Consider the following 17962-nt stretch of genomic DNA (forward strand, 5'->3'; position numbering starts at 1 on the left):
TACTTGCCCAATATTTTCCTAGTTACTAGCGTGATATAAAGATGAACCAAGCTCTTCAAATTTACCTGACATCTCTTTCATACCATGTGCTTTGATATCAGCATATTCTTTTACTTCCTGGCTGATCTTCATTGAACAGAATTTAGGACCACACATTGAGCAAAAATGGGCTACCTTTGCTGCGGGTGCAGGCATCGTTTCATCATGAAACTCTCTAGCCCTGTATGGATCAAGCGAGAGATTAAATTGATCTTCCCAGCGAAACTCAAATCGAGCTTTTGACAGGGCGTTATCTCTAACCTGTGCGCCAGGGAAGCCTTTAGCGAGATCAGCGGCGTGAGCTGCAATTTTATATGTTATCAGCCCGTCCTTCACATCCTCCTTGTTAGGTAGACCTAGGTGTTCTTTCGGGGTCACGTAACAGAGCATAGCGCATCCATACCAACCAATTTGAGCTGCACCAATCCCTGAAGTGAAGTGGTCGTAACCAGGTGCTATATCCTGAGTCAGAGGTCCTAGAGTATAAAACGGTGCTTCATGGCAATGTTCTAACTCTTCAGTCATATTTTCCTGAATTCGCTGCATCGGAACATGACCAGGACCTTCGATCATGACCTGAACATCATATTCCCAAGCAATTTTCGTCAACTCACCGAGTGTTCGAAGCTCACTAAATTGAGCCTCATCGTTCGAGTCCATGATTGAGCCTGGACGCAGCCCGTCACCGAGAGATAATGCTACGTCGTAGGCGGCACAGATCTCACATATCTCCCGAAAGTGAGTGTAAAGGAAGTTTTCTTGATGATGAAAGAGACACCATTTAGCCATAATGGAACCACCGCGAGAGACAATCCCTGTTAAACGATTGGCAGTCATAGGTACGTATTCAAGAAGCACCCCTGCGTGGACCGTAAAGTAATCTACGCCCTGTTCTGCTTGTTCAATAAGCGTATCTTTTATGACTTCCCAACTAAGGTTCTCTGTAATCCCGTCAACTTTTTCTAGTGCCTGATAAATGGGTACTGTTCCGATGGGTATGGGTGAATTACGAATAATCCATTCACGCGTCTGATGGATGTCATCGCCAGTTGATAGATCCATCAATGTATCCGCACCCCATCGAGTTGACCATACAAGCTTTTCTACCTCCTCTTCTATTGAAGAAGTAACTGCTGAATTACCAATGTTAGAGTTCACTTTTACTAGGAAGTTGCGCCCAATAATCATAGGTTCAGACTCAGGATGGTTGATGTTAGAGGGTATAATAGCCCTGCCTTCTGCAACTTCTGTACGCACAAACTCTGCTGTTATTTTTTCAGGAATATTGGCTCCGAAGCTCTCACCTGGATGTTGTTTACGTAGCAGCTCGCTTTTTATCGCTTCCAGGTTTTGATTTTCACGGATAGCGATAAACTCCATTTCTGGGGTGATGATCCCTTTTCGCGCATAGTGCATTTGAGTAACACATTTGCTCTTCAAGGCTTTGCGAATACGAACTCGTTTTTGAAAACGCTTTGCTTCTCCTCGAATATCTATCTGTTGTAAGCGAGCATATTCAGAACTTAAAACATCTAAGACCTCTGTGTCTCCACGCTCAGTGATCCATCCCTCACGAAGAGGCTCAAGCCCTTCTGTAACGTCTATGTGCTTATTGGGGTCCGAGTATGCACCCGCTGTTTCGTAAACATAGATAGGTTCGTTCTGCTCCCAATTTGAGGCATCTTTCTCATCAGCTATCGGTGTTGGATTACAACTAATTTTTCGCATGGGAACTTGTATGTCCGCTCGAGATCCTTGGACATAGATTCTCTCCGAACCCGGCAAAGGGTTAGATGATAGTGAGTAGATAAAGTCTCTCGCAGACTCTTGAGCTGTTTGTGAGCTGGTAGGTTTTGTATTTTCTGACATAAGCACTCCTGAACTAACTGGATTGCTTGTCGAGTGGTATCGAATAGATACGTGGCGACCCAAGATAAGGGTGACTGCAGAATCAAGAAATCTTGTTCCCTACGCGGGTTCTAACCCGTTCAGGTTCTGCGGATCCCGCACAATGTGCGATCTCAGCCAATAAGGCACTCCGACAAGTTTTTTTAAAATAAACACAAAAATGAAACAAATCAACAGAGATCTATTTACAAATGCGAGCGTAAAAAATACATTGAAAAAAGACAGGGGCGCCAAAAGGCTGAGAAGCACCCTTAGTACCTGAACCAGATAATGCTGGCGTAGGGAGTCGAGAATCCACTAGTCATAAAGCTAGGATTCCCCGTCTCTCTGTGGCCTTGGAGAGACCATGGAAAATATCGGACACTACCTTGATCAGATGCGTTCTGCATCACCACTAGTTCACAACATCACTAATTTTGTAGCCATGAACAGTATGGCAAATGTTTTGCTGTCTGCTGGTGCATCACCAGCTATGGTGCATAGCCTAGAAGAAGTTGAAGACTTTGCCGCAATTTCAAATGCACTGACTGTGAATATTGGAACCCTGGAGCCTGCTTGGTTGGAAGCTATGTGTAAAGCAGCCAAGCAGATGAATTCTCAGAGTAAGCCCTGGGTATTTGACCCTGTAGGCGTTGGTGCAACCAAGTATAGACAACAAGCCTCTAAACAATTACTGGCTATAAAACCAACCGTAATACGTGGTAATGCGTCTGAAATCATGGCTCTCGCTGGTCTTGAAAGTTCGGGCCAAGGCGTTGATGGGCGAGATTCAGTAGAGTCAGCTATTGATGCAGCATGCACCCTAGCTAATCAGCTCGGATCTGTTGTCGCAGTTACGGGGGCGATTGATGTCGTCACTGATGGTGAGCGAACTGTAGAGATCCCTCATGGCAGCTATTACATGAGTAAAGTAACGACTATGGGCTGCTCTTTGAATGGCGTTATTGCTGCGTTCTGTATTGGTCAACCATCATTTGAAGCTACTGTTTCAGCTTTAACGTACTTCGGTATAGCGGGTGAGATTGCAGAGAATAAATGTAAAGGCCCTGGTTCGTTCTGGGTAGAGTTCATAGATACACTTGCATCTCTGTCTGGGGAGGCAGTGACTAGTCGTTCACAGGTTACATTGTGAACAGACTTGGCCCTATTTATGTCATCACCGATACTGAATCACCCTGGTCTATTAGAGATCAGGTTAACTTTGCGGCTGAAGGCGGTGCGCATTTAATTCAGTATCGTGACAAACATATCAGTGATGCTGGCTATTTCAGTAAAGCAGTTCTGCTTATGAAAGACCTCAAGGGATATGATTGTGAGCTAATTCTGAATGACCGAGTAAACGTGGCTAAAGAGTTGCCTCAGTGCGGACTTCATGTAGGTCAGAGTGATGGTGAATTAGCTGCTATCAAAGCATCACTTGCCCCAACTCAAATTTTGGGTCTGTCCATTGAGCATAGTTCTCAAATCAATGAAGCGAATCAGCAGATTGCTGATTACTTCGGTATAGGCCCTATCAGAGCAACTCAAACAAAGTCAGATCATGCTCCACCTATTGGGTTTGATGGTTTGAAAGATGCTGTCAAGCAGTCATCTATTCCAACATATGCGATAGGAGGAATGTCATCATCTGATATCCCTATTCTTAAATCTATTGGAGTTTCAGGTATAGCAGTTGTATCAACAGTTACACGTTCGGATGACCCAAAACAATCGGTAGAAAACCTTAGAAAAGAATGGAGCAAAACATGATCAAGAACATTCTTACTATTGCTGGCTCAGACTCATCAGGTGGGGCGGGCATTCAAGCAGATATTAAAACTATCTCTGCATTAGGTGGTTACGCAATGTCGGTTATCACAGCAGTGACTGCACAGAACACCTCTGGGGTTAAGGCTGTAAAGTTGATAGAAGCTAGTTTAATCAAAGCTCAGCTAGATGCTATTTTTGATGATATTCGTGTGGATGCCATAAAAATTGGAATGCTGGGATCAACCGAAATAATTACAACTGTCGCAGAATGTTTGAAAACCAAAAATGTTCCTATCGTTTTAGATCCTGTGATGGTCGCCAAAAGTGGTGATCCTTTGTTGGATTCAAATGCCGTAAATGCACTAAAAAATTCTCTTCTACCACTAGCCACTTTAATAACGCCAAATCTTCCGGAGGCTGCTGTGCTTCTGGGTCAAAAAGAAGCTATTAGTAGAGCTGAAATGGAAGCTCAAGCCAAAGACCTTTTGAATCAAGGAGTAGAATCCATTTTACTTAAGGGAGGGCATCTAAAGGGTAAAGACAGTCCAGACCTTTTAGCAACCGACGGCAGTCTGATATGGTTAGAGGAAAAGCGTTTTGAAACGAAAAACACTCATGGAACAGGATGCACTCTTAGTTCAGCACTAGCCACCCTTATTGGTAAGAATTACTCGATCCAAGAAGCCATTTTAGAGTCTAAAGGTTATATTACCAACGCTATTAAAGCAGCAGATAGGCTTTGCGTAGGCAATGGTCATGGCCCCACTAATCACTTTTGGAGTCTTGCAGAATAATAGTTTGAACCTAACTTAGTTACTTCAACATAGCAGTTGTCTGTATTCGACCCATAAGAGACACTTCGCGTAAACTCTGCAGCTCAGTCAAAAGGAGAAGCTAGTTATTCTTCAAGTGTAACTATTGATGTTTTTATATCGCCTTTCAATCTAATGACAGGTTTAGGTTGCATGATTTGATGGAAGTTATCTTGAAGGTAAAAGTAATGCGGAAAAAATCACTTAGACTTACCTTGGCCAGTGTTTTATTTGTTGCTGCATTTGCTGCTTATGCACACTCTGGTGCAACTGGAGTTGTTAAGGAGCGAATGGATAATTTTAAGCAGGCTAAGAAATCCATGAAAACCATCAAGCAGGCGATTAAAGCTCCTGATTTTCAAACAATCACTTTAGAGTCGGAGAAGTTGGTAAAGTGGGGGAATGAAATGCTTAACTATTTCCCAGTGGGTTCAAACCAAAAGCCATCTGAAGCTATGCCATTAATTTGGCAAGAGTGGAGTAGATTTGATGCGCATCGTCAAACTTACCTATTAAATTCAATTACCCTAGTAGAATCCGCCACATTGCAAGATCTCGATGCTGTTAGGGATGCATATGGTGAATTAGCGAAGTCCTGTAAGGCTTGTCATGACAGGTACAAAGATTAAATAACTATGTTCCAAATTAAGAGTTTGAATCACACTGTAGTCATCGTTATCAGTGCCTTACTTGCAGTGTCACTATTTCTATATTTCAGCTTCCAGCAACCAGATGAGCGTATCCCCTACAAAGATGCAGAGGCTGTAGCGAAGGGAAAAGCAATTTACTTCGCTGAGTGTGCTTCCTGCCACGGCTCCAGTCTGGAGGGCCAAGTTAATTGGAAACAACGTGATTTAAAGGGCTACTTACCCGCTCCACCGCATGATGAGTCAGGACACACTTGGCATCACGATGATCAGCTTTTGTTTAAGCTTACTAAATTTGGTGTACAGGCAATTGCAGGCAAAGAGTACAAATCAAATATGCCAGCGTTCAAGAAAAAGCTAACAGATGAGCAAATTTGGCATGTTTTAGCTTATATTAAATCTGAGTGGCCTAAGGACTTGGCTCAACGACATACAGAGATGGTTAACAATAAATAACGTAGAGGAAATTACTATGAATAACATTAAATTGTATGTTGAAGGGATGAACTGCGGAGGGTGCGTATCATCAATTCAGGAAGCATTGGCTGCAGATACTGCAATCAGTGAGGTCAGTGTAGATCTTGATAGTAAAACAGTTTCACTGGCGACAGAAAAACCCATAAATGAAGTTCTAAGTCTACTCCAAGATGCAGGCTATGAATCTGAAGTGGTAAATCAGTGATAAATAAAAGTTTAAAAATGCTTCTTTGTTCTTCGTTTGTTCTGGGGTTAAGTGTTCCAGTACACGCAGGTCATAAAGAGAATCACGTCGATGTTAAAACTGGTGCGCTGAGCGATAGAGCCAAGTTTGGCGCCAAAGTATTCAAGGATAACTGTGCGCAATGCCATGGTGAAAATGGATCAGGTAGTGATAAGGGACCTCCTTTAATTCACTCAATTTACAATCCAGGGCATCATTCAAATCAGTCTATTGTGAGTGCTATTAAAAACGGTACACGGCAACATCACTGGCCATTTGGTGATATGCCTGCACAAGAACAGATTACATTCATGCAAGTTCCTGCAATCATTCAATATATACGTGAAATGCAGGAGATAAATGGAATCAAAACGGTTCCACATAAGATGTAAAAAGATTGTCTGGGCGTGGCTCATGGTTATTTTTTGTGAGCCACAACTGAATATTCTTTAGCTGACGACTGTTTATGACCTTCAGACGTCACTACAAATTAATTGGTTTGCCACAGTCGAAAAGTACGAAGTTAGGCTCAGAAATAATTAGCGCCTAAAGTGCTAATAAACTTATACCCTGCAAAGCCACCAAACATTAAAAAAAGAACTCCACCTGCTCTGTGCAGCCAATGAAGCGGGATTTTTCTAACAAGAGCTTTACCCGCCCAAATTCCTAATACGGATATCGCAATCAAACCTAGGCTACCGCCAATCCAAACGGATAGAGCATCCATAGTGGTTGATAATGCCGCTACAGCTATTTGGGTTTTATCACCAAACTCTGAAACTAAAATCATTAAAAAGGTTGTTATGAAGATACCATGACTCGCTTTCTCTTCTAGCTCAATATCTTCCTCATCTTCGGTAGCTCTAAGTGCCAACACACCAAAAACGATAAACATCACTGCTACAGTCGCTAAAATTATTGATTCAGGTACCAACGCCGCTATGGTTGAACCAAAAATAACAGCTAGCAAGTTTAAGACTAGAAATGCTATTGCTGCACCCCAAAATACTGGCCAATGACGGTAGCGTGTAGCAAGCGCCATACAGACCAACAGACTTTTATCGCCAATTTCTGCTAGTGAAACTAAAGAAAATGTAGAGACCAAAGTTGTAACAAACTCAGACTGAATCACAATAGGAGCCTTATGGAGTTTTAAAGATTCTAATCTTTTCAAAAGAAACTTTTTAGTTAATTCGTTACATTAAATTGATCTTCATAATATGGCTACTTTGTGCCGTTAGTCGTCATCATTAACGCGCATAGCTCTGGTCATCCAGTTGTGCAAGGTTTTAAGTGGGTAGCCATTACCATAGCCTTGCCCAACACTTTGAACACTCCAGCCACCTAACTGGTCTATAAGTTCTGAAGGTGCATCTGCTGCTCTCAATCTATCTCTAAAACTGTGGCGTAGTCCGTGAATAACGGCGTCCTTTCCTGCAATTATTTTTATCCACTTGTTCAAAGCGGCGCTTGCAGAGTTTGTTTTACATTCATTTTGGTTTGCATATCTTGGGAAGCAAAACTCATTTAGGGGGCTCTCTAGGAGTCGTTTAGCAGCCCACAATGAAGACCTTACGAGAGGAATAACTCTAGCGCTTGCAGAGGTCTTTAAGGGCCTGTGTGAGTGCTTTTGGATTATGATATGCGGTGTTTCTGCTTCAAGGATAATATCTGTTCTAAGAAGCCCTACAGCCTCTCCTAAACGTATACCTGTGTCGCTTATGAGAGCTATGAGATGTCTTAGGTCATCATCTAAAACCATGCATTCCTGTTGAATCTTTTTGATGCTATCTAATGGAATGGGCAGGCGCTTATGCTTATCACTATCATTAGCAAGGTAAACACCTTGGAACGCGTTATTACACTCAAGACCAAGCTCATTAATTGCAAAAGACACAACGGCTTTAATACACGTGAAATTACGCTGAATGGAACTCATTTGAAGCCCACGTTCAAGCAGCCAGTCTCTTAGTTTGGATGCGTCTGCTGTTGTGTATTGGTCTAAGCAGCGAAGACCCAAGCATTCTTTCAGATATCCTATGGCTCTCTTGGTATGGCTAAAGAAATACTTTCCTTTACTCCGCCCCTTAACTGAAAGGTAAGTCTCCATAGCTTCATCAATTGTAGGAAGAGTGGAGTCCAGGTTGGTTGTTGCTTGAGAGGTCAGTAGGTGTGCTGCAGGCACGTTCATCTCCTTAAGACGCAGACCTAGCCAGTAGTCATCTAAGCGAGATGAAAGAAGTTTAGATGCTGTTGCTGCTCGTGTAGATGATTTGGTGCGAAGGCTCTGAACAATCCTTGAAGACTTGTAGTGGTGTCTAAGATCGCTAGGAACAGCTCTAGAAAAATAATAGATAGAGTCTTTAACGAAGGTGTACGAAGGATGCTTTTGTGTATACGCCATTGTCTACTCCTTGGACGCGGATCATGAGGATTCGCAAGGAAAACAATGGGATACCTTAAGGGATCTCAAGGTTTCTAAAGTGTCTCTCTGTAATCTATACCAAATAAATGGTACCGATGGTCGGACTCGAACCGACACGCTTTATAGGCAACGGATTTTGAATCCCACAACATTGGTTGTCACAGTATTAGTATGGTTGCTAAGTGGCTGTTAGTAAAGGATTCGGTTGTTTCTGGTTTTCTTGCGTTTCTGTAGGTTTACGACAAATTACGTCAAAAACTAATCATCCAATGTGTGTATCAACGGCTCGTGTTCCTTCGTCAGAAGCCCATCAGCGGCTCTGTAAGCATTAGCTCCAATCACTAGGGTACTTAGTGATGTGAAGACTAAAATGTGTGCACAAGCCAATGTGATCAGGGTGAAGCTCCATCTACCACCTTGTCGTTTGTACAGCCATATAGCTCGATAAAGCACGATGCTGAAAGTAAGACTCACTGTGAGAAGGAGAACCCCTTTATTGAATATTGACCAAAGCAGATCGTGATCACTACTTGATGCTCCGTAAAGGTTTCCCATGCCGTAGTTAATATTAAGCACGCCAAGTATGAACGAGCCAATGAAACCGACTGCAACGTATCTATTGAAGGCAGATCTGCCCTGAATGAAGCTCTTGATCAATTGATATACCTTTCGTTAAATTCCGAGACGTGCTTTGAGTATGTCCTGCATCACGTCCTTTTCTAGGTTGTGCCGCTGACCTTCAAGTACATACACATTATTCTCACCGATTATTTCAGCATACGTAGCTAGCAACGGTGGATCGTAAAGTTCATCCTCCGTTCCAACGAATATTGCAGTACGCTCGGGTAGATTGATTCGTCTCTCTTTGACTGCATTACTTACTCGAACCGTAGCTGGTGGACGTGAGTAGTACATGCGGTCTTTAGTCATAGCTTTACCCAGCACAGGTGACAGAAGTACTAACTGTTCTAACTCATGCTCGAAGTCGATAAGGGACATTAGGGTGAGGTAAGCACCATAAGAGTTAGCTATCAGTGTGCCGGATCCATGATCGGTTATAGCTCTTCTTATCTCAGCTATCTGTTCATCAACATTTTGTCTAAGGAATGGAACACTGACAGATACGCCTGAATAACTTGGTACTAGTGTGCTGATATATCCACCTAGCCTCTTAGTATGGTCACCACCTCTACCAGTAATGTATAGCACTTTATCTGTCACTAGGAGGCTCCGTTGGATAAAGTCTGTTTAAAATCCTGAACAATCTCGTTGTATCTAGCTTTAAGCTCATCTTGAACAAACGGTGCTGTGTCATGAAAACCTCCAGGCCTCCACCAGTCGACATGAAGTTGAGCTACCGCCTCAGCCACTCATAATTCTTTACGAGTTGCATGAGGCCATATGCCATACCAGTAAGTGGATATGAGTGAACCGAACTCTTCCCAATAGACGAACTCAGGGTTTTTTTCTATCTGTTCCATAGTACTGATGGAGAAAGGGTAACCTTTTTCCAACACTCGCATTAGGCGATCTGGCTGATCTAAATATTCAAACCAGTCAGTTACAGCTAGCTTCTCTTTCCACTCATCTAAGTGTACTTGGCAGTAATCTTTTCTTGGTATTTTCATAATTGCAAAGATCCAATCTTTAATAACACGATTGAACATAACTAGTGTTGATGATGTAACTTTGAACTAAACAAGTCCTTTTGCATGGATAAGATATTATGTGAATGCTATACATATACCTGCCTTAAACCAAGTTACTGTCATAGGGAGAAATATGGATTACAGATTTGATAGTAGTATCAAGCCTTGCAAAGGAGAGGAATATTATGAGCGAATAGCTGTATGAACGGATGGATAAGGTTGTGGGTATTTATATCGATTACGTGGACATTCCTCATTGGAAGCATTTGGTTTGTCGATCAATCGGATTATATTTTTCAAAGAAAGTATCACTCGTCGTTTAGCTTCGAATTTTTTAAGTTTCTTCCAAAGGAAGCGCGGAGGTATGTAGGACTATCTGAAACTTCAGAACCAAGTTTGGAAGCCAAACTCAACAGAAACTCATTGAAGATCTCTAAAGGAGTGTTCGAGTTTGAAATTGAGTCTGATGTAACTGACGGGATTCCAACCATACTATGGAAAAACTGGGAGCAATACATAAATGGCCCAAGAAGTGAGCAAAACATTTATCTAGTAAGAGATTGGTGGAAGAAGGCAACGATATATGCACATAGGCACCGTGATGATTCACTGATTTTTATCGAGAAGATAAACCAAGATCGGTGGTTAAAAATTTTTGAAAGCACCAAGCCATTTGCTTTGCTTATATTCTTACCAATACTGATATTATTTGCATTAGGTGCTGGGGTTGCATGGGTCAGAAGAGGTTTTAAAGCACAATGAATTATTCTGTCTCTACTGAGACATATACTCATTTGATTGATTGGATTTCATGCTTACCGCAGTACTTCGTGCGTTATTAATGAAGGCATTCAAAAGTATAGTGTTGATATGTCTAATTAACCTCAACAAATAAGAGCTTTACTTCTTTGGTGTCACGCCGAGACTCAACCCATTCATCGATTTCCTTCATACACTCATCCTTGTCAGAACCTCTGGAAATGAACTCATCTTCGTCCAGCTTGACTTTGTATCCTTTGAACTCAACTGGCTCTGGCTGGATACCCATAATGTAGATGTTCACAGGCTGGTTATGCGGTGTTTCTGACTCAAGACGAGACAGTCTATTGGATAGGGACGATAAGCTCACTGAGGCGCCTCCAGAGCCGCTACACGACGCTCTAACTCATCGACCTCTATAACCTTGGCTAAAGCTGTAACGGACTGCATAAGCACTGCTCCGACGTCTGCAGGGCAATCACCAGATGCTACGGAGCTAAGTATGGCGCCAGCCTTCTCGACAAGGGTAGTCGATTCTGAACCAAGATCAGGAATAGTTACTGTTGCTGAGGATTGTTTGGGTATTGGTGCTGTTCGGTTTAGGATGATCTTAGCGGCCGCCAAATCACCCTGTAAGGCCTTCTCAACGACTTTCTCTATTATCTCAGGCGTTGCCTCATGCAGACGCTGACGTAGCTCAGGAGCAAGCACAGGTGGCCTGCCTTTAGGGTTGCCAGAATGCCCTTTAGAGAAGCGGCCATTCGTGCGATCTGTTAGTGCCTGTTTATCAGTCATGATGATATTGTAGCACGTTAGTAACACCTAAAACCTCGACCTCAAAGCATCGGTTTTACTCTGTAGAGATTAATCTTACAACCTACCGCAGGGTATTCTGGTTCACCTGTCAAATAATCCGCTGACGTAAAAGTAAATGTGTCGCCGGTCCTACCGGAATAATCGGTGGTGAGACGCTTTGCACACCGATCAACACCGTTGGCGCAATTGTGGATTATCTCCAAAGACACCCAAGACTTTCCATCAGTTACAGTTATTGCTAATTCCTCTGACGGCCCCACAGTCAGTCTTGACTTAAAAATCTCTTTTGCTGGGTTAGTAGATGAGCGTTTAAGCTGTATAACCCCTTTAACAAGCTCGGTAGTTTTGCTGACATTGTGACAACTTTCATGAATAGCCCAAGCACCACTGAAACCGCCCTTTGAACTTACGATGTTACATGCAGGCCGCTTAGTTTGGCTAAGCGTATTAATCAATTGCTCAAATGCATCGTCAGCATCAAAGTCTATTCTCGCGCCTGTTGCATCTATAAACCTTTGAAATGCTGCCTCTGTTCTTGGCCCGACTATTCCATCAGGGGTACCTGCACCGCAATTGTGTACATTTAAAAGTTTTTGTACTTCGATGAAAGCTAGTCTGACAATTTCATCGCGACTGGGCTGCTGTGGTTGAGTAGTTGGAGCAGCGCTAGGCACCTGCTGAGCAACTTCTTTTGGAGTCTCTTCACCTTTTACGAAAGCGACCAAACTTTGCAGTTCAGCGTTAACGGCCATCAAAGCATCAACTACGCCGTCTGCATCCTTGTGCCATTCTTCGGCCTGTGACGCTCCAAGTTCTTCTAGATCCAGCTCTGTTAGATTGTAGAAATCGTTTCCAACTCTACTGAACATATGCTCATAGATTCGGGGCGGCACTTGGAAAGAATTTAGGATTGCTATGATGTCAGCAACGCCATATTGCGTGCTTTGCTGCGCCTTCTGTTTTTGCTCCATCCTATCACCGGAGCTATAGAACTGATGCACACCAACTGGACCAACTGCTACTTTCTCACCGCCACCAAAGAACATGAAACTACACGCGGAAAAACAACCTACAGACTCAGGAACATAAACAGAAAATTCTTTATCATTTATTATTGCTGCATAATTAAGTCCTATATCAACAGCTCCACCGCCACTAGCTAACACCAACTTTTTGACACTGTGATTTCGTATAGCGCGCCTGAATTCCACGCTGGCTCGCGAGTACTGCTCAAAAGTATCAAAGTCACCGATATCACCAATAAGGTAGAGTGTGTTGGGAGTAGATGGATAAAAGTAAAAATTACCATCGTATCTAACTTCGCCTTTCAGCAACCTCTGTGCGTCTTCTGCACTAGCACCATAAGCAGTTACAGATATTAACACCAACAGCCATTTGCAAAATTTACCCATGTGATTATCCGCCAGTAAGATCTCTGCAAATCTGTTCTGAGACTTCCACGTAACCAGTAATTACACCCGACTTCTTCAACTCACATTTCACCTTACCTTCCGCTTTGCTAGCAGGAGCAGGAGGAGCAGAAGTTGATTTTGTTAATGCTTGTGCCTTTAAAACCCCTGTCACAATATTAGGACTGACAGCAGTATGAACGTATCCTCCATTCTGCTTACAACGCCATTCTTGGGTTATCTCGCGCTTAGGTGAGTTATTAAATCTACATTCCACATTGAAGTTAGATGTAACCAAACCACCTCGCTTTTTGCAGTAAGCAGGAAAAAAGTAGAAATACTTATTGTTATCAATCACACAACCAGTAGGTTGATCAGAAGTATTAGTTTTATTTCCAATAGCCGATTTTGATAAAGGCTTAGTGTCAGATAAGGCCTTAGCACCAAAGTATGCCGCTTTACCAACCGCGTCCGCTATTAGCACTTCTGCGCAGCCTGTAAGCATCAATCCAAAAACAAACAACAACAGATTTTTTATGAGACGGATTTTCAAACTTTCCAACCTATTCAGTAAGCCAACTCAAATAACTTACCTAAATCCATTTTCTAAGGCTAGTCTAACATTGCTCAAATAGAATCTCCTCATCTAACCACCTCAGAGCCTGCTCACGTAGATCCACGTAGTGACTCACATCCTCCTTTTGCTCCTTACGCTTCAGGGCCGCCAGAAACTTAACAACGTGATGACGCTTAGAGTCAACACTAACCACCGTACCATCTGATCCATCCAGATTAGATCTTCGAAGCTCCCAGTCCAGATGTTTAACTACTGATGCGTTGTACTTGGCGGACTGGGTGTAGCTAGTTAGTAGTTTCTGAATACTCTTCTCTGTAAACGCATCACCTACAGCCCTTTTTATCTGTGCATGAATGCCAATCTCTAACAGCGTCGGTTCGTAGAAAACGCTGTAATTCTCGGTCAGATGCTCAAGCAATTTTTTTGGTGAACTCATTACCTATCTCCTGAATATCTACGTTGCGCTTTAGCTGGCTAGTGCTGAAGTCTCTTGTACCTTTGTCGCCATAACCTTTTGTGCGTTCTTTCGCTAAGTAAGAAGCTGTGTAGATCGCTCCAGATTGCGTCTCAGACTTACTTCTAAGAATCATGGGTGTTGACCTAACCCACTTCTGATTAGCACCCAGAATTGCGTCCCAGCGCCTGTAAACACTGTCAGGAGAACGTATGAGATGACCGTTGAGCCATATAACGATGTGGTAGTGATAATTTTTAGAGCGATCTTTTTCACGCACCCAGCAGTAGGAAACTCGCTTGTGGCCTTTACCTTTAAGCCATTTAATCAGCCTGTGAATATCAGCAGTGAATGACTTATTCTCACCATCATAGTCTTTACTGTGCGCCTCCAGCCTGATTTGATAAACCTTACTGTGGTAGCTGAGCATCGCTTCCATCTGCCGGATCATTGGATGCAAGATGTCTTCGCGAATGCCATACTGACCATTCCAAGTGTTAATGGCATATTCTCTACCATCAAGTAAGTAGGTACTGACGTAGGTGACAGAGCCTTTAGCTGGTTTCGATGTTTTAGGATGGAAGGTATTAACCATATACCTAGCCTCCCTTTATAAGCAAACTAATCGATTGTTCTTGCTCACACTCATGAGCATAGCCTAGCAATAACCGACTCTCTGGTTTATCTGCCGACATTGCGAGCAAGTCTATAAGACAGCCAGTTCTCTGCTCAGGCGCAATACTTTCAGGGTCAGGTTGTTGAGCAAGTTGTTCGTAAATACTCATGATTCACCCGTCCACACATTGCGCTCCTCTCCAGCCATCCATAACGCGAAAGCTGGCTCGTTGATATAAATCCGCTTACCAATTTTTTTAACGCAAGTTTTTAATCCTTGATGTTCATCCCTTTTCCAGAACAGTCTTTTTAGTTGAGAGTAGCTGAATTGAGGATTCTCTTCAGAAATCTGTGCCAGCGTCTTCCAATTGGACAGGTTGGATAGAGTTTGACTAGGTTGTGTAAGGTTTAGCATCGTTGTCTCCTAAAACATTAGATGTCTTAGCAGATACTAGGGTTTACACAGGTTAAAAGAACGGACTGGTAACTTGAGTTATCAGATCTTTACTTTGATTTGTGATGGTCCGAATATGCATTTCTTATTATGGCTGGAGTAACCTCAGGAAATCCGTGCTTGCCAAGTTTGTCGGCTATGAACTTGTAAACACTGTTTTCTGGGTTTCCTCTATCTTCCGACATTAAGTGCAATGAGCTGTTTTTGGATAATGCTAGATCAACCATCGTTGGGACCTTTCTTTTTAGGGATGGTGGGATTGATTGGTTGGTATGCCTATTACTCTTACTCGATCTTTTCTTGGGCTTGGCTGTGCAGAAATGACTCATCGCCTGATACAGAAGGTTTTCCTTAATTTCCTCAAGATCATAATCACATTTATCAACAGGCTCATAATCATCGAGCATGAACCAGACGCCTTTAGTGGCCTTTTCGTAGGTCAACTCACCTAGCTCATAGGAGTCTACAAATACCTCTACAAATGAAGTTAGGATAATAACGTCTGGTGGCAAAGCACTATCTTGGCTCATGATATTCCTGCTAATACGTTCTTTAATTTAAGTGCTTTATCTTGGTAGTTATGGTGAACATAGCGCTGTGTTGTCTGAATGCTCTTGTGCGTCATGATGTCCCTTATCTCCGTTAAAGGTACACCTGCTTGTCCTAGTAAACTACCAGTCGTATGTCGGAGGTCGTGAATTCGAAGTGAATCGGTGAGATTAGCTCTTTGTTTGGCCACTCTCCAGTGATAATCAAAATGCTTAAATGACTGAGCCTTATCCTCCGGCTTGTTAAAAATAAAGCCATTACCGACTTCTCTGTGCTTCAGTAGTTCGACCATTACTTCATCATTGAGTGGGATCATAATTGGTTTTTTGTTTTTTGATGTAGGTATGTATGCAATACACTTGTCAAAATCTATTGAGGACCACCGAAGAGCAAGACAGCTACTTCGTCTCATTCCTGTGTGCACAGCTACCAGAACATAAAGATACATTTTTGACCAGCTGGATTGTCTGCAAGCCTCAAGAAGTCTTGAAAGCTCATCGTGGCTAGCCCATCTATCTATTGGTTGGCTTTCTGGTTTGTTTCTTATCCCAGTGCAGGGGTTGAAATCTATATCGTATTCTTCTTCAGCAAATCTGAAGACTGCACTTAAAGCTGATTTATAACGGTTGAAAGTAGCATTGCTTTTGCCTGAATTAAGTAGATGGCGGAGTGAAGATTTAACTTTATCTCGTTGGATCTTATCCAGGCATAGGTGTCCCAGTTCTTCTTTCCAGAAATTCAACCTTTGTTGTCTTGATGAATCTTTGCCGTCGTACAAAGAGAGGTATTCGTCAATCAGGCAAGAAAGGGTAGTGGTACTTGTATATCTGAAATTATATCCGCGAACTGTATCAGCTTTAAGCGTCAGGATAGCGGCCTGTTTTTCGGCTTCTAGCTTTGTTTTGAAAGTTTTACTTGGCAGTCGAATGCCATCGATCATGGCCTCTACACGATAGGTAGTGCCTTTTTTGCCTTTGATAGCCTTGATTGTAGCCATAGTTAATCACCTCATTACGTTAAATTACGTCAAATAAGTGACAACTAATATCTTTAGGAGAGGCATATGTGCCTATAAATCCCTGTTGTCCAGACAGGAATGGTGTCTTTAACTTAGCTAAATCAAAGACTTACTCTCAACATATACCAACAGAATATTGGTACCGATGGTCGGACTCGAACCGACACGCTTTATAGGCAACGGATTTTGAATCCGTCGTGTCTACCAATTCCACCACACCGGCAGAGAGTGTGGCGCATTATAAGCGGGTTTCAGAATAGGTCAATCTTCTGTGACGTTTTTAAGTAGATTTTGTTAATATTTGCGCCCCGCAATTTTAACGCTCGGTATCTATGAAGCTTAGTGATTTTGATTTTGATCTGCCTGAAGAGTTGATCGCACACTTCCCGTTAGAACAACGTACCGCCAGTCGCCTGTTGCAGGTCGATGGGAATACGGGTGAACGTGTGCATGGCTCGTTTGGCGACATTCTCGATCTGGTCGAACCTGGTGATCTGATGGTCTTTAACGATACTCGGGTAATTCCGGCACGTCTGTTTGGGCAGAAGGAGAGTGGCGGTAAGGTTGAGTTGTTGGTAGAGCGTGTCATCGGTGAGAAGCGTGCCCTTGTCCATCTGCGTGCCAGTCGTACTCCAAAAGAGGGCGCTAAACTGCAGTTCGAAGGGGGTATAAACGCAGAGGTCGTAGGTCGTGAAAATGGCCTGTTCGATCTGCAGTTTGATATTGACGAGTCGATCATTGAAGCGCTAGAGCGTGTTGGCCACATGCCATTGCCGCCATATATCAAACGTGAGGACCAACTCTCTGACCGTGAACGTTATCAGACTGTTTACAACAAAAAGCCAGGGGCTGTCGCAGCGCCAACTGCTGGTCTGCACTTTGATGATGAGTTGATCGCTAAGTTAGAAGCCAAAGGTGTAGAGCGTGCGTTTGTCACTCTGCATGTCGGCGCGGGTACCTTTCGTCCGGTTAAGGTGGATAACATTAAGACCCATGAGATGCATGCCGAGTACATCGAGGTCGATCAATCGGTATGTGATGCGGTAAACGCGGCCAAGGCTAGAGGTAATCGAGTCATTGCGGTGGGCACGACCAGTGTGCGCTCGCTTGAATCAGCAGCCCAATCAGGGCGTATTGAGCCAACCTTTGGCGATACGCAGATCTTTATCTACCCAGGCTATCAATACAAAGTGGTGGATGCTCTGGTCACCAATTTCCACCTTCCGGAGTCGACACTGTTGATGTTGGTCTCTGCGTTTGCGGGGTATGAAACGACCATGGCGGCTTATGAAGAGGCCGTTGAGCAGAAATATCGATTTTTTAGTTACGGTGATGCGATGTTCTTAACGCGCAACACCCAAGGTTAAGCAGGAAAGTAGATG

At 43.0% G+C, this 17962-nt stretch carries 23 protein-coding genes, 2 tRNA genes and 2 riboswitches; of the genes, 9 read left to right on the top strand and 16 right to left on the bottom strand.

The window, feature by feature from the left end; genetic code table 11:
• Nucleotides 1-18: 18 nt before the first annotated feature.
• Nucleotides 19-1908 (bottom strand): phosphomethylpyrimidine synthase ThiC, encoded by a 1890-nt coding sequence (gene thiC, locus XMM312_RS01955; protein ID WP_173480622.1) that lies wholly within the window; start codon nt 1906-1908, stop codon nt 19-21.
• A gap of 79 nt (nt 1909-1987) precedes the next feature.
• A riboswitch (TPP riboswitch) is annotated at nt 1988-2090 on the bottom strand.
• 70 nt (nt 2091-2160) lie between these two features.
• Nucleotides 2161-2249, top strand: a riboswitch (TPP riboswitch).
• A 44-nt stretch (nt 2250-2293) separates the two neighbouring features.
• Between thiC and thiM the strand changes: the two genes are divergently transcribed.
• From thiM to XMM312_RS01990, 7 genes are all read left to right on the top strand, one after another.
• Nucleotides 2294-3079: a hydroxyethylthiazole kinase gene (gene thiM / locus XMM312_RS01960; protein WP_173488617.1), complete on the top strand. Its 786-nt coding sequence runs from the start codon at nt 2294-2296 to the stop codon at nt 3077-3079.
• Nucleotides 3076-3696 (top strand): thiamine phosphate synthase, encoded by a 621-nt coding sequence (thiE, locus tag XMM312_RS01965; RefSeq protein ID WP_173480624.1) that lies wholly within the window; start codon nt 3076-3078, stop codon nt 3694-3696. Before thiM ends, thiE begins: the two co-directional genes overlap by 4 nt.
• Complete coding sequence (thiD, locus tag XMM312_RS01970) at nt 3693-4490, top strand: bifunctional hydroxymethylpyrimidine kinase/phosphomethylpyrimidine kinase (protein ID WP_173488618.1); 798 nt, start codon at nt 3693-3695, stop codon at nt 4488-4490. Before thiE ends, thiD begins: the two co-directional genes overlap by 4 nt.
• Nucleotides 4491-4669: 179 nt before the next feature.
• Nucleotides 4670-5137: a cytochrome c gene (locus tag XMM312_RS01975; RefSeq protein WP_173480626.1), complete on the top strand. Its 468-nt coding sequence runs from the start codon at nt 4670-4672 to the stop codon at nt 5135-5137.
• Between the two features lie 6 nt (nt 5138-5143).
• Nucleotides 5144-5611: a c-type cytochrome gene (locus XMM312_RS01980; RefSeq protein ID WP_173480627.1), complete on the top strand. Its 468-nt coding sequence runs from the start codon at nt 5144-5146 to the stop codon at nt 5609-5611.
• Between the two features lie 16 nt (nt 5612-5627).
• A complete protein-coding gene (locus XMM312_RS01985; RefSeq protein WP_173480628.1) occupies nt 5628-5837 on the top strand; it encodes a heavy-metal-associated domain-containing protein in 210 nt (69 codons plus the stop codon).
• Nucleotides 5834-6247: a cytochrome c gene (locus tag XMM312_RS01990; protein ID WP_173480629.1), complete on the top strand. Its 414-nt coding sequence runs from the start codon at nt 5834-5836 to the stop codon at nt 6245-6247. Before XMM312_RS01985 ends, XMM312_RS01990 begins: the two co-directional genes overlap by 4 nt.
• 137 nt (nt 6248-6384) lie before the next feature.
• On the opposite strand, the gene XMM312_RS01995 is transcribed toward XMM312_RS01990, so the two are convergent.
• The 5 genes from XMM312_RS01995 to XMM312_RS02015 all read right to left on the bottom strand — a co-directional run bounded on the left by XMM312_RS01995 (nt 6385) and on the right by XMM312_RS02015 (nt 9908).
• Nucleotides 6385-7029, bottom strand: coding sequence for a TMEM165/GDT1 family protein (locus XMM312_RS01995; protein WP_217363803.1), 645 nt, complete (start codon nt 7027-7029; stop codon nt 6385-6387).
• 63 nt (nt 7030-7092) lie between these two features.
• Complete coding sequence (locus XMM312_RS02000; RefSeq protein ID WP_173484588.1) at nt 7093-8259, bottom strand: DUF6538 domain-containing protein; 1167 nt, start codon at nt 8257-8259, stop codon at nt 7093-7095.
• 108 nt (nt 8260-8367) lie between these two features.
• Nucleotides 8368-8436: transfer RNA gene (locus tag XMM312_RS02005), tRNA-Ser, on the bottom strand.
• Nucleotides 8437-8952: 516 nt separating this feature from the next.
• Complete coding sequence (locus XMM312_RS02010) at nt 8953-9489, bottom strand: hypothetical protein (protein ID WP_173488619.1); 537 nt, start codon at nt 9487-9489, stop codon at nt 8953-8955.
• Between the two features lie 161 nt (nt 9490-9650).
• Nucleotides 9651-9908 carry a hypothetical protein gene (locus XMM312_RS02015; RefSeq protein WP_173488620.1) on the bottom strand — a complete coding sequence of 86 codons (258 nt, stop codon included), beginning with the start codon at nt 9906-9908 and terminating at the stop codon, nt 9651-9653.
• A gap of 417 nt (nt 9909-10325) precedes the next feature.
• On the opposite strand from XMM312_RS02015, the gene XMM312_RS02020 reads away from it, so the two are divergent.
• Nucleotides 10326-10691 (top strand): hypothetical protein, encoded by a 366-nt coding sequence (locus XMM312_RS02020; RefSeq protein ID WP_173488621.1) that lies wholly within the window; start codon nt 10326-10328, stop codon nt 10689-10691.
• Nucleotides 10692-10803: 112 nt separating this feature from the next.
• On the opposite strand, the gene XMM312_RS02025 is transcribed toward XMM312_RS02020, so the two are convergent.
• The 10 genes from XMM312_RS02025 to XMM312_RS02070 form a co-directional block, all read right to left on the bottom strand.
• Nucleotides 10804-11058, bottom strand: a complete 255-nt coding sequence (locus XMM312_RS02025) for a hypothetical protein (protein ID WP_173488622.1) — start codon at nt 11056-11058, stop codon at nt 10804-10806.
• A complete protein-coding gene (locus XMM312_RS02030; protein WP_173488623.1) occupies nt 11055-11483 on the bottom strand; it encodes a DUF5681 domain-containing protein in 429 nt (142 codons plus the stop codon). The genes XMM312_RS02025 and XMM312_RS02030 overlap by 4 nt, the downstream gene beginning before the upstream one ends.
• 41 nt (nt 11484-11524) lie before the next feature.
• The gene (locus tag XMM312_RS02035) at nt 11525-12916 is read right to left on the bottom strand and encodes a hypothetical protein (RefSeq protein WP_173488624.1); all 1392 of its coding nucleotides are present in this window, start codon (nt 12914-12916) and stop codon (nt 11525-11527) included.
• Between the two features lie 4 nt (nt 12917-12920).
• Complete coding sequence (locus XMM312_RS02040; RefSeq protein ID WP_173488625.1) at nt 12921-13466, bottom strand: hypothetical protein; 546 nt, start codon at nt 13464-13466, stop codon at nt 12921-12923.
• A 64-nt stretch (nt 13467-13530) separates the two neighbouring features.
• Nucleotides 13531-13926 (bottom strand): ProQ/FINO family protein, encoded by a 396-nt coding sequence (locus XMM312_RS02045; protein WP_173488626.1) that lies wholly within the window; start codon nt 13924-13926, stop codon nt 13531-13533.
• Nucleotides 13901-14539 carry an inovirus-type Gp2 protein gene (locus XMM312_RS02050; RefSeq protein ID WP_173488627.1) on the bottom strand — a complete coding sequence of 213 codons (639 nt, stop codon included), beginning with the start codon at nt 14537-14539 and terminating at the stop codon, nt 13901-13903. The genes XMM312_RS02045 and XMM312_RS02050 overlap by 26 nt, the downstream gene beginning before the upstream one ends.
• A gap of 186 nt (nt 14540-14725) precedes the next feature.
• Nucleotides 14726-14974: a hypothetical protein gene (locus XMM312_RS02055; protein WP_173488628.1), complete on the bottom strand. Its 249-nt coding sequence runs from the start codon at nt 14972-14974 to the stop codon at nt 14726-14728.
• A gap of 89 nt (nt 14975-15063) precedes the next feature.
• Nucleotides 15064-15543: a hypothetical protein gene (locus XMM312_RS02060; RefSeq protein ID WP_173488629.1), complete on the bottom strand. Its 480-nt coding sequence runs from the start codon at nt 15541-15543 to the stop codon at nt 15064-15066.
• Nucleotides 15540-16559: a tyrosine-type recombinase/integrase gene (locus tag XMM312_RS02065; RefSeq protein WP_173488630.1), complete on the bottom strand. Its 1020-nt coding sequence runs from the start codon at nt 16557-16559 to the stop codon at nt 15540-15542. The genes XMM312_RS02060 and XMM312_RS02065 overlap by 4 nt, the downstream gene beginning before the upstream one ends.
• 158 nt (nt 16560-16717) lie before the next feature.
• A tRNA-Leu gene (locus tag XMM312_RS02070) sits at nt 16718-16803 on the bottom strand.
• Nucleotides 16804-16912: 109 nt separating this feature from the next.
• Between XMM312_RS02070 and queA the strand changes: the two genes are divergently transcribed.
• On the top strand, nt 16913-17947 hold the full coding sequence (gene queA / locus XMM312_RS02075) for a tRNA preQ1(34) S-adenosylmethionine ribosyltransferase-isomerase QueA (RefSeq protein WP_173488631.1): 1035 nt from the start codon (nt 16913-16915) through the stop codon (nt 17945-17947).
• Nucleotides 17948-17962: the final 15 nt, after the last annotated feature.

The sequence above is a fragment of the Marinobacterium sp. xm-m-312 genome, from assembly GCF_013283295.1.
Classification (GTDB): Bacteria; Pseudomonadota; Gammaproteobacteria; order Pseudomonadales; family Balneatricaceae; genus Marinobacterium_E.

Excerpts from the sequence above, each read along its gene's own strand:
- XMM312_RS01985 (WP_173480628.1), top strand. The coding sequence starts at position 5,628 with ATGAATAACATTAAATTGTATGTTGAAGGGATGAACTGCGGAGGGTGC.
- queA (WP_173488631.1), top strand. The coding sequence starts at position 16,913 with ATGAAGCTTAGTGATTTTGATTTTGATCTGCCTGAAGAGTTGATCGCA.
- XMM312_RS02030 (WP_173488623.1), bottom strand. The coding sequence starts at position 11,483 with ATGACTGATAAACAGGCACTAACAGATCGCACGAATGGCCGCTTCTCT.
- XMM312_RS02045 (WP_173488626.1), bottom strand. The coding sequence starts at position 13,926 with ATGAGTTCACCAAAAAAATTGCTTGAGCATCTGACCGAGAATTACAGC.
- thiM (WP_173488617.1), top strand. The coding sequence starts at position 2,294 with ATGGAAAATATCGGACACTACCTTGATCAGATGCGTTCTGCATCACCA.
- XMM312_RS02050 (WP_173488627.1), bottom strand. The coding sequence starts at position 14,539 with ATGGTTAATACCTTCCATCCTAAAACATCGAAACCAGCTAAAGGCTCT.
- thiC (WP_173480622.1), bottom strand. The coding sequence starts at position 1,908 with ATGTCAGAAAATACAAAACCTACCAGCTCACAAACAGCTCAAGAGTCT.
- XMM312_RS02035 (WP_173488624.1), bottom strand. The coding sequence starts at position 12,916 with ATGGGTAAATTTTGCAAATGGCTGTTGGTGTTAATATCTGTAACTGCT.
- XMM312_RS01975 (WP_173480626.1), top strand. The coding sequence starts at position 4,670 with ATGGAAGTTATCTTGAAGGTAAAAGTAATGCGGAAAAAATCACTTAGA.
- XMM312_RS02055 (WP_173488628.1), bottom strand. The coding sequence starts at position 14,974 with ATGCTAAACCTTACACAACCTAGTCAAACTCTATCCAACCTGTCCAAT.
- XMM312_RS02000 (WP_173484588.1), bottom strand. The coding sequence starts at position 8,259 with ATGGCGTATACACAAAAGCATCCTTCGTACACCTTCGTTAAAGACTCT.
- thiD (WP_173488618.1), top strand. The coding sequence starts at position 3,693 with ATGATCAAGAACATTCTTACTATTGCTGGCTCAGACTCATCAGGTGGG.
- XMM312_RS02060 (WP_173488629.1), bottom strand. The coding sequence starts at position 15,543 with ATGAGCCAAGATAGTGCTTTGCCACCAGACGTTATTATCCTAACTTCA.
- XMM312_RS01980 (WP_173480627.1), top strand. The coding sequence starts at position 5,144 with ATGTTCCAAATTAAGAGTTTGAATCACACTGTAGTCATCGTTATCAGT.
- XMM312_RS02065 (WP_173488630.1), bottom strand. The coding sequence starts at position 16,559 with ATGGCTACAATCAAGGCTATCAAAGGCAAAAAAGGCACTACCTATCGT.
- XMM312_RS02015 (WP_173488620.1), bottom strand. The coding sequence starts at position 9,908 with ATGAAAATACCAAGAAAAGATTACTGCCAAGTACACTTAGATGAGTGG.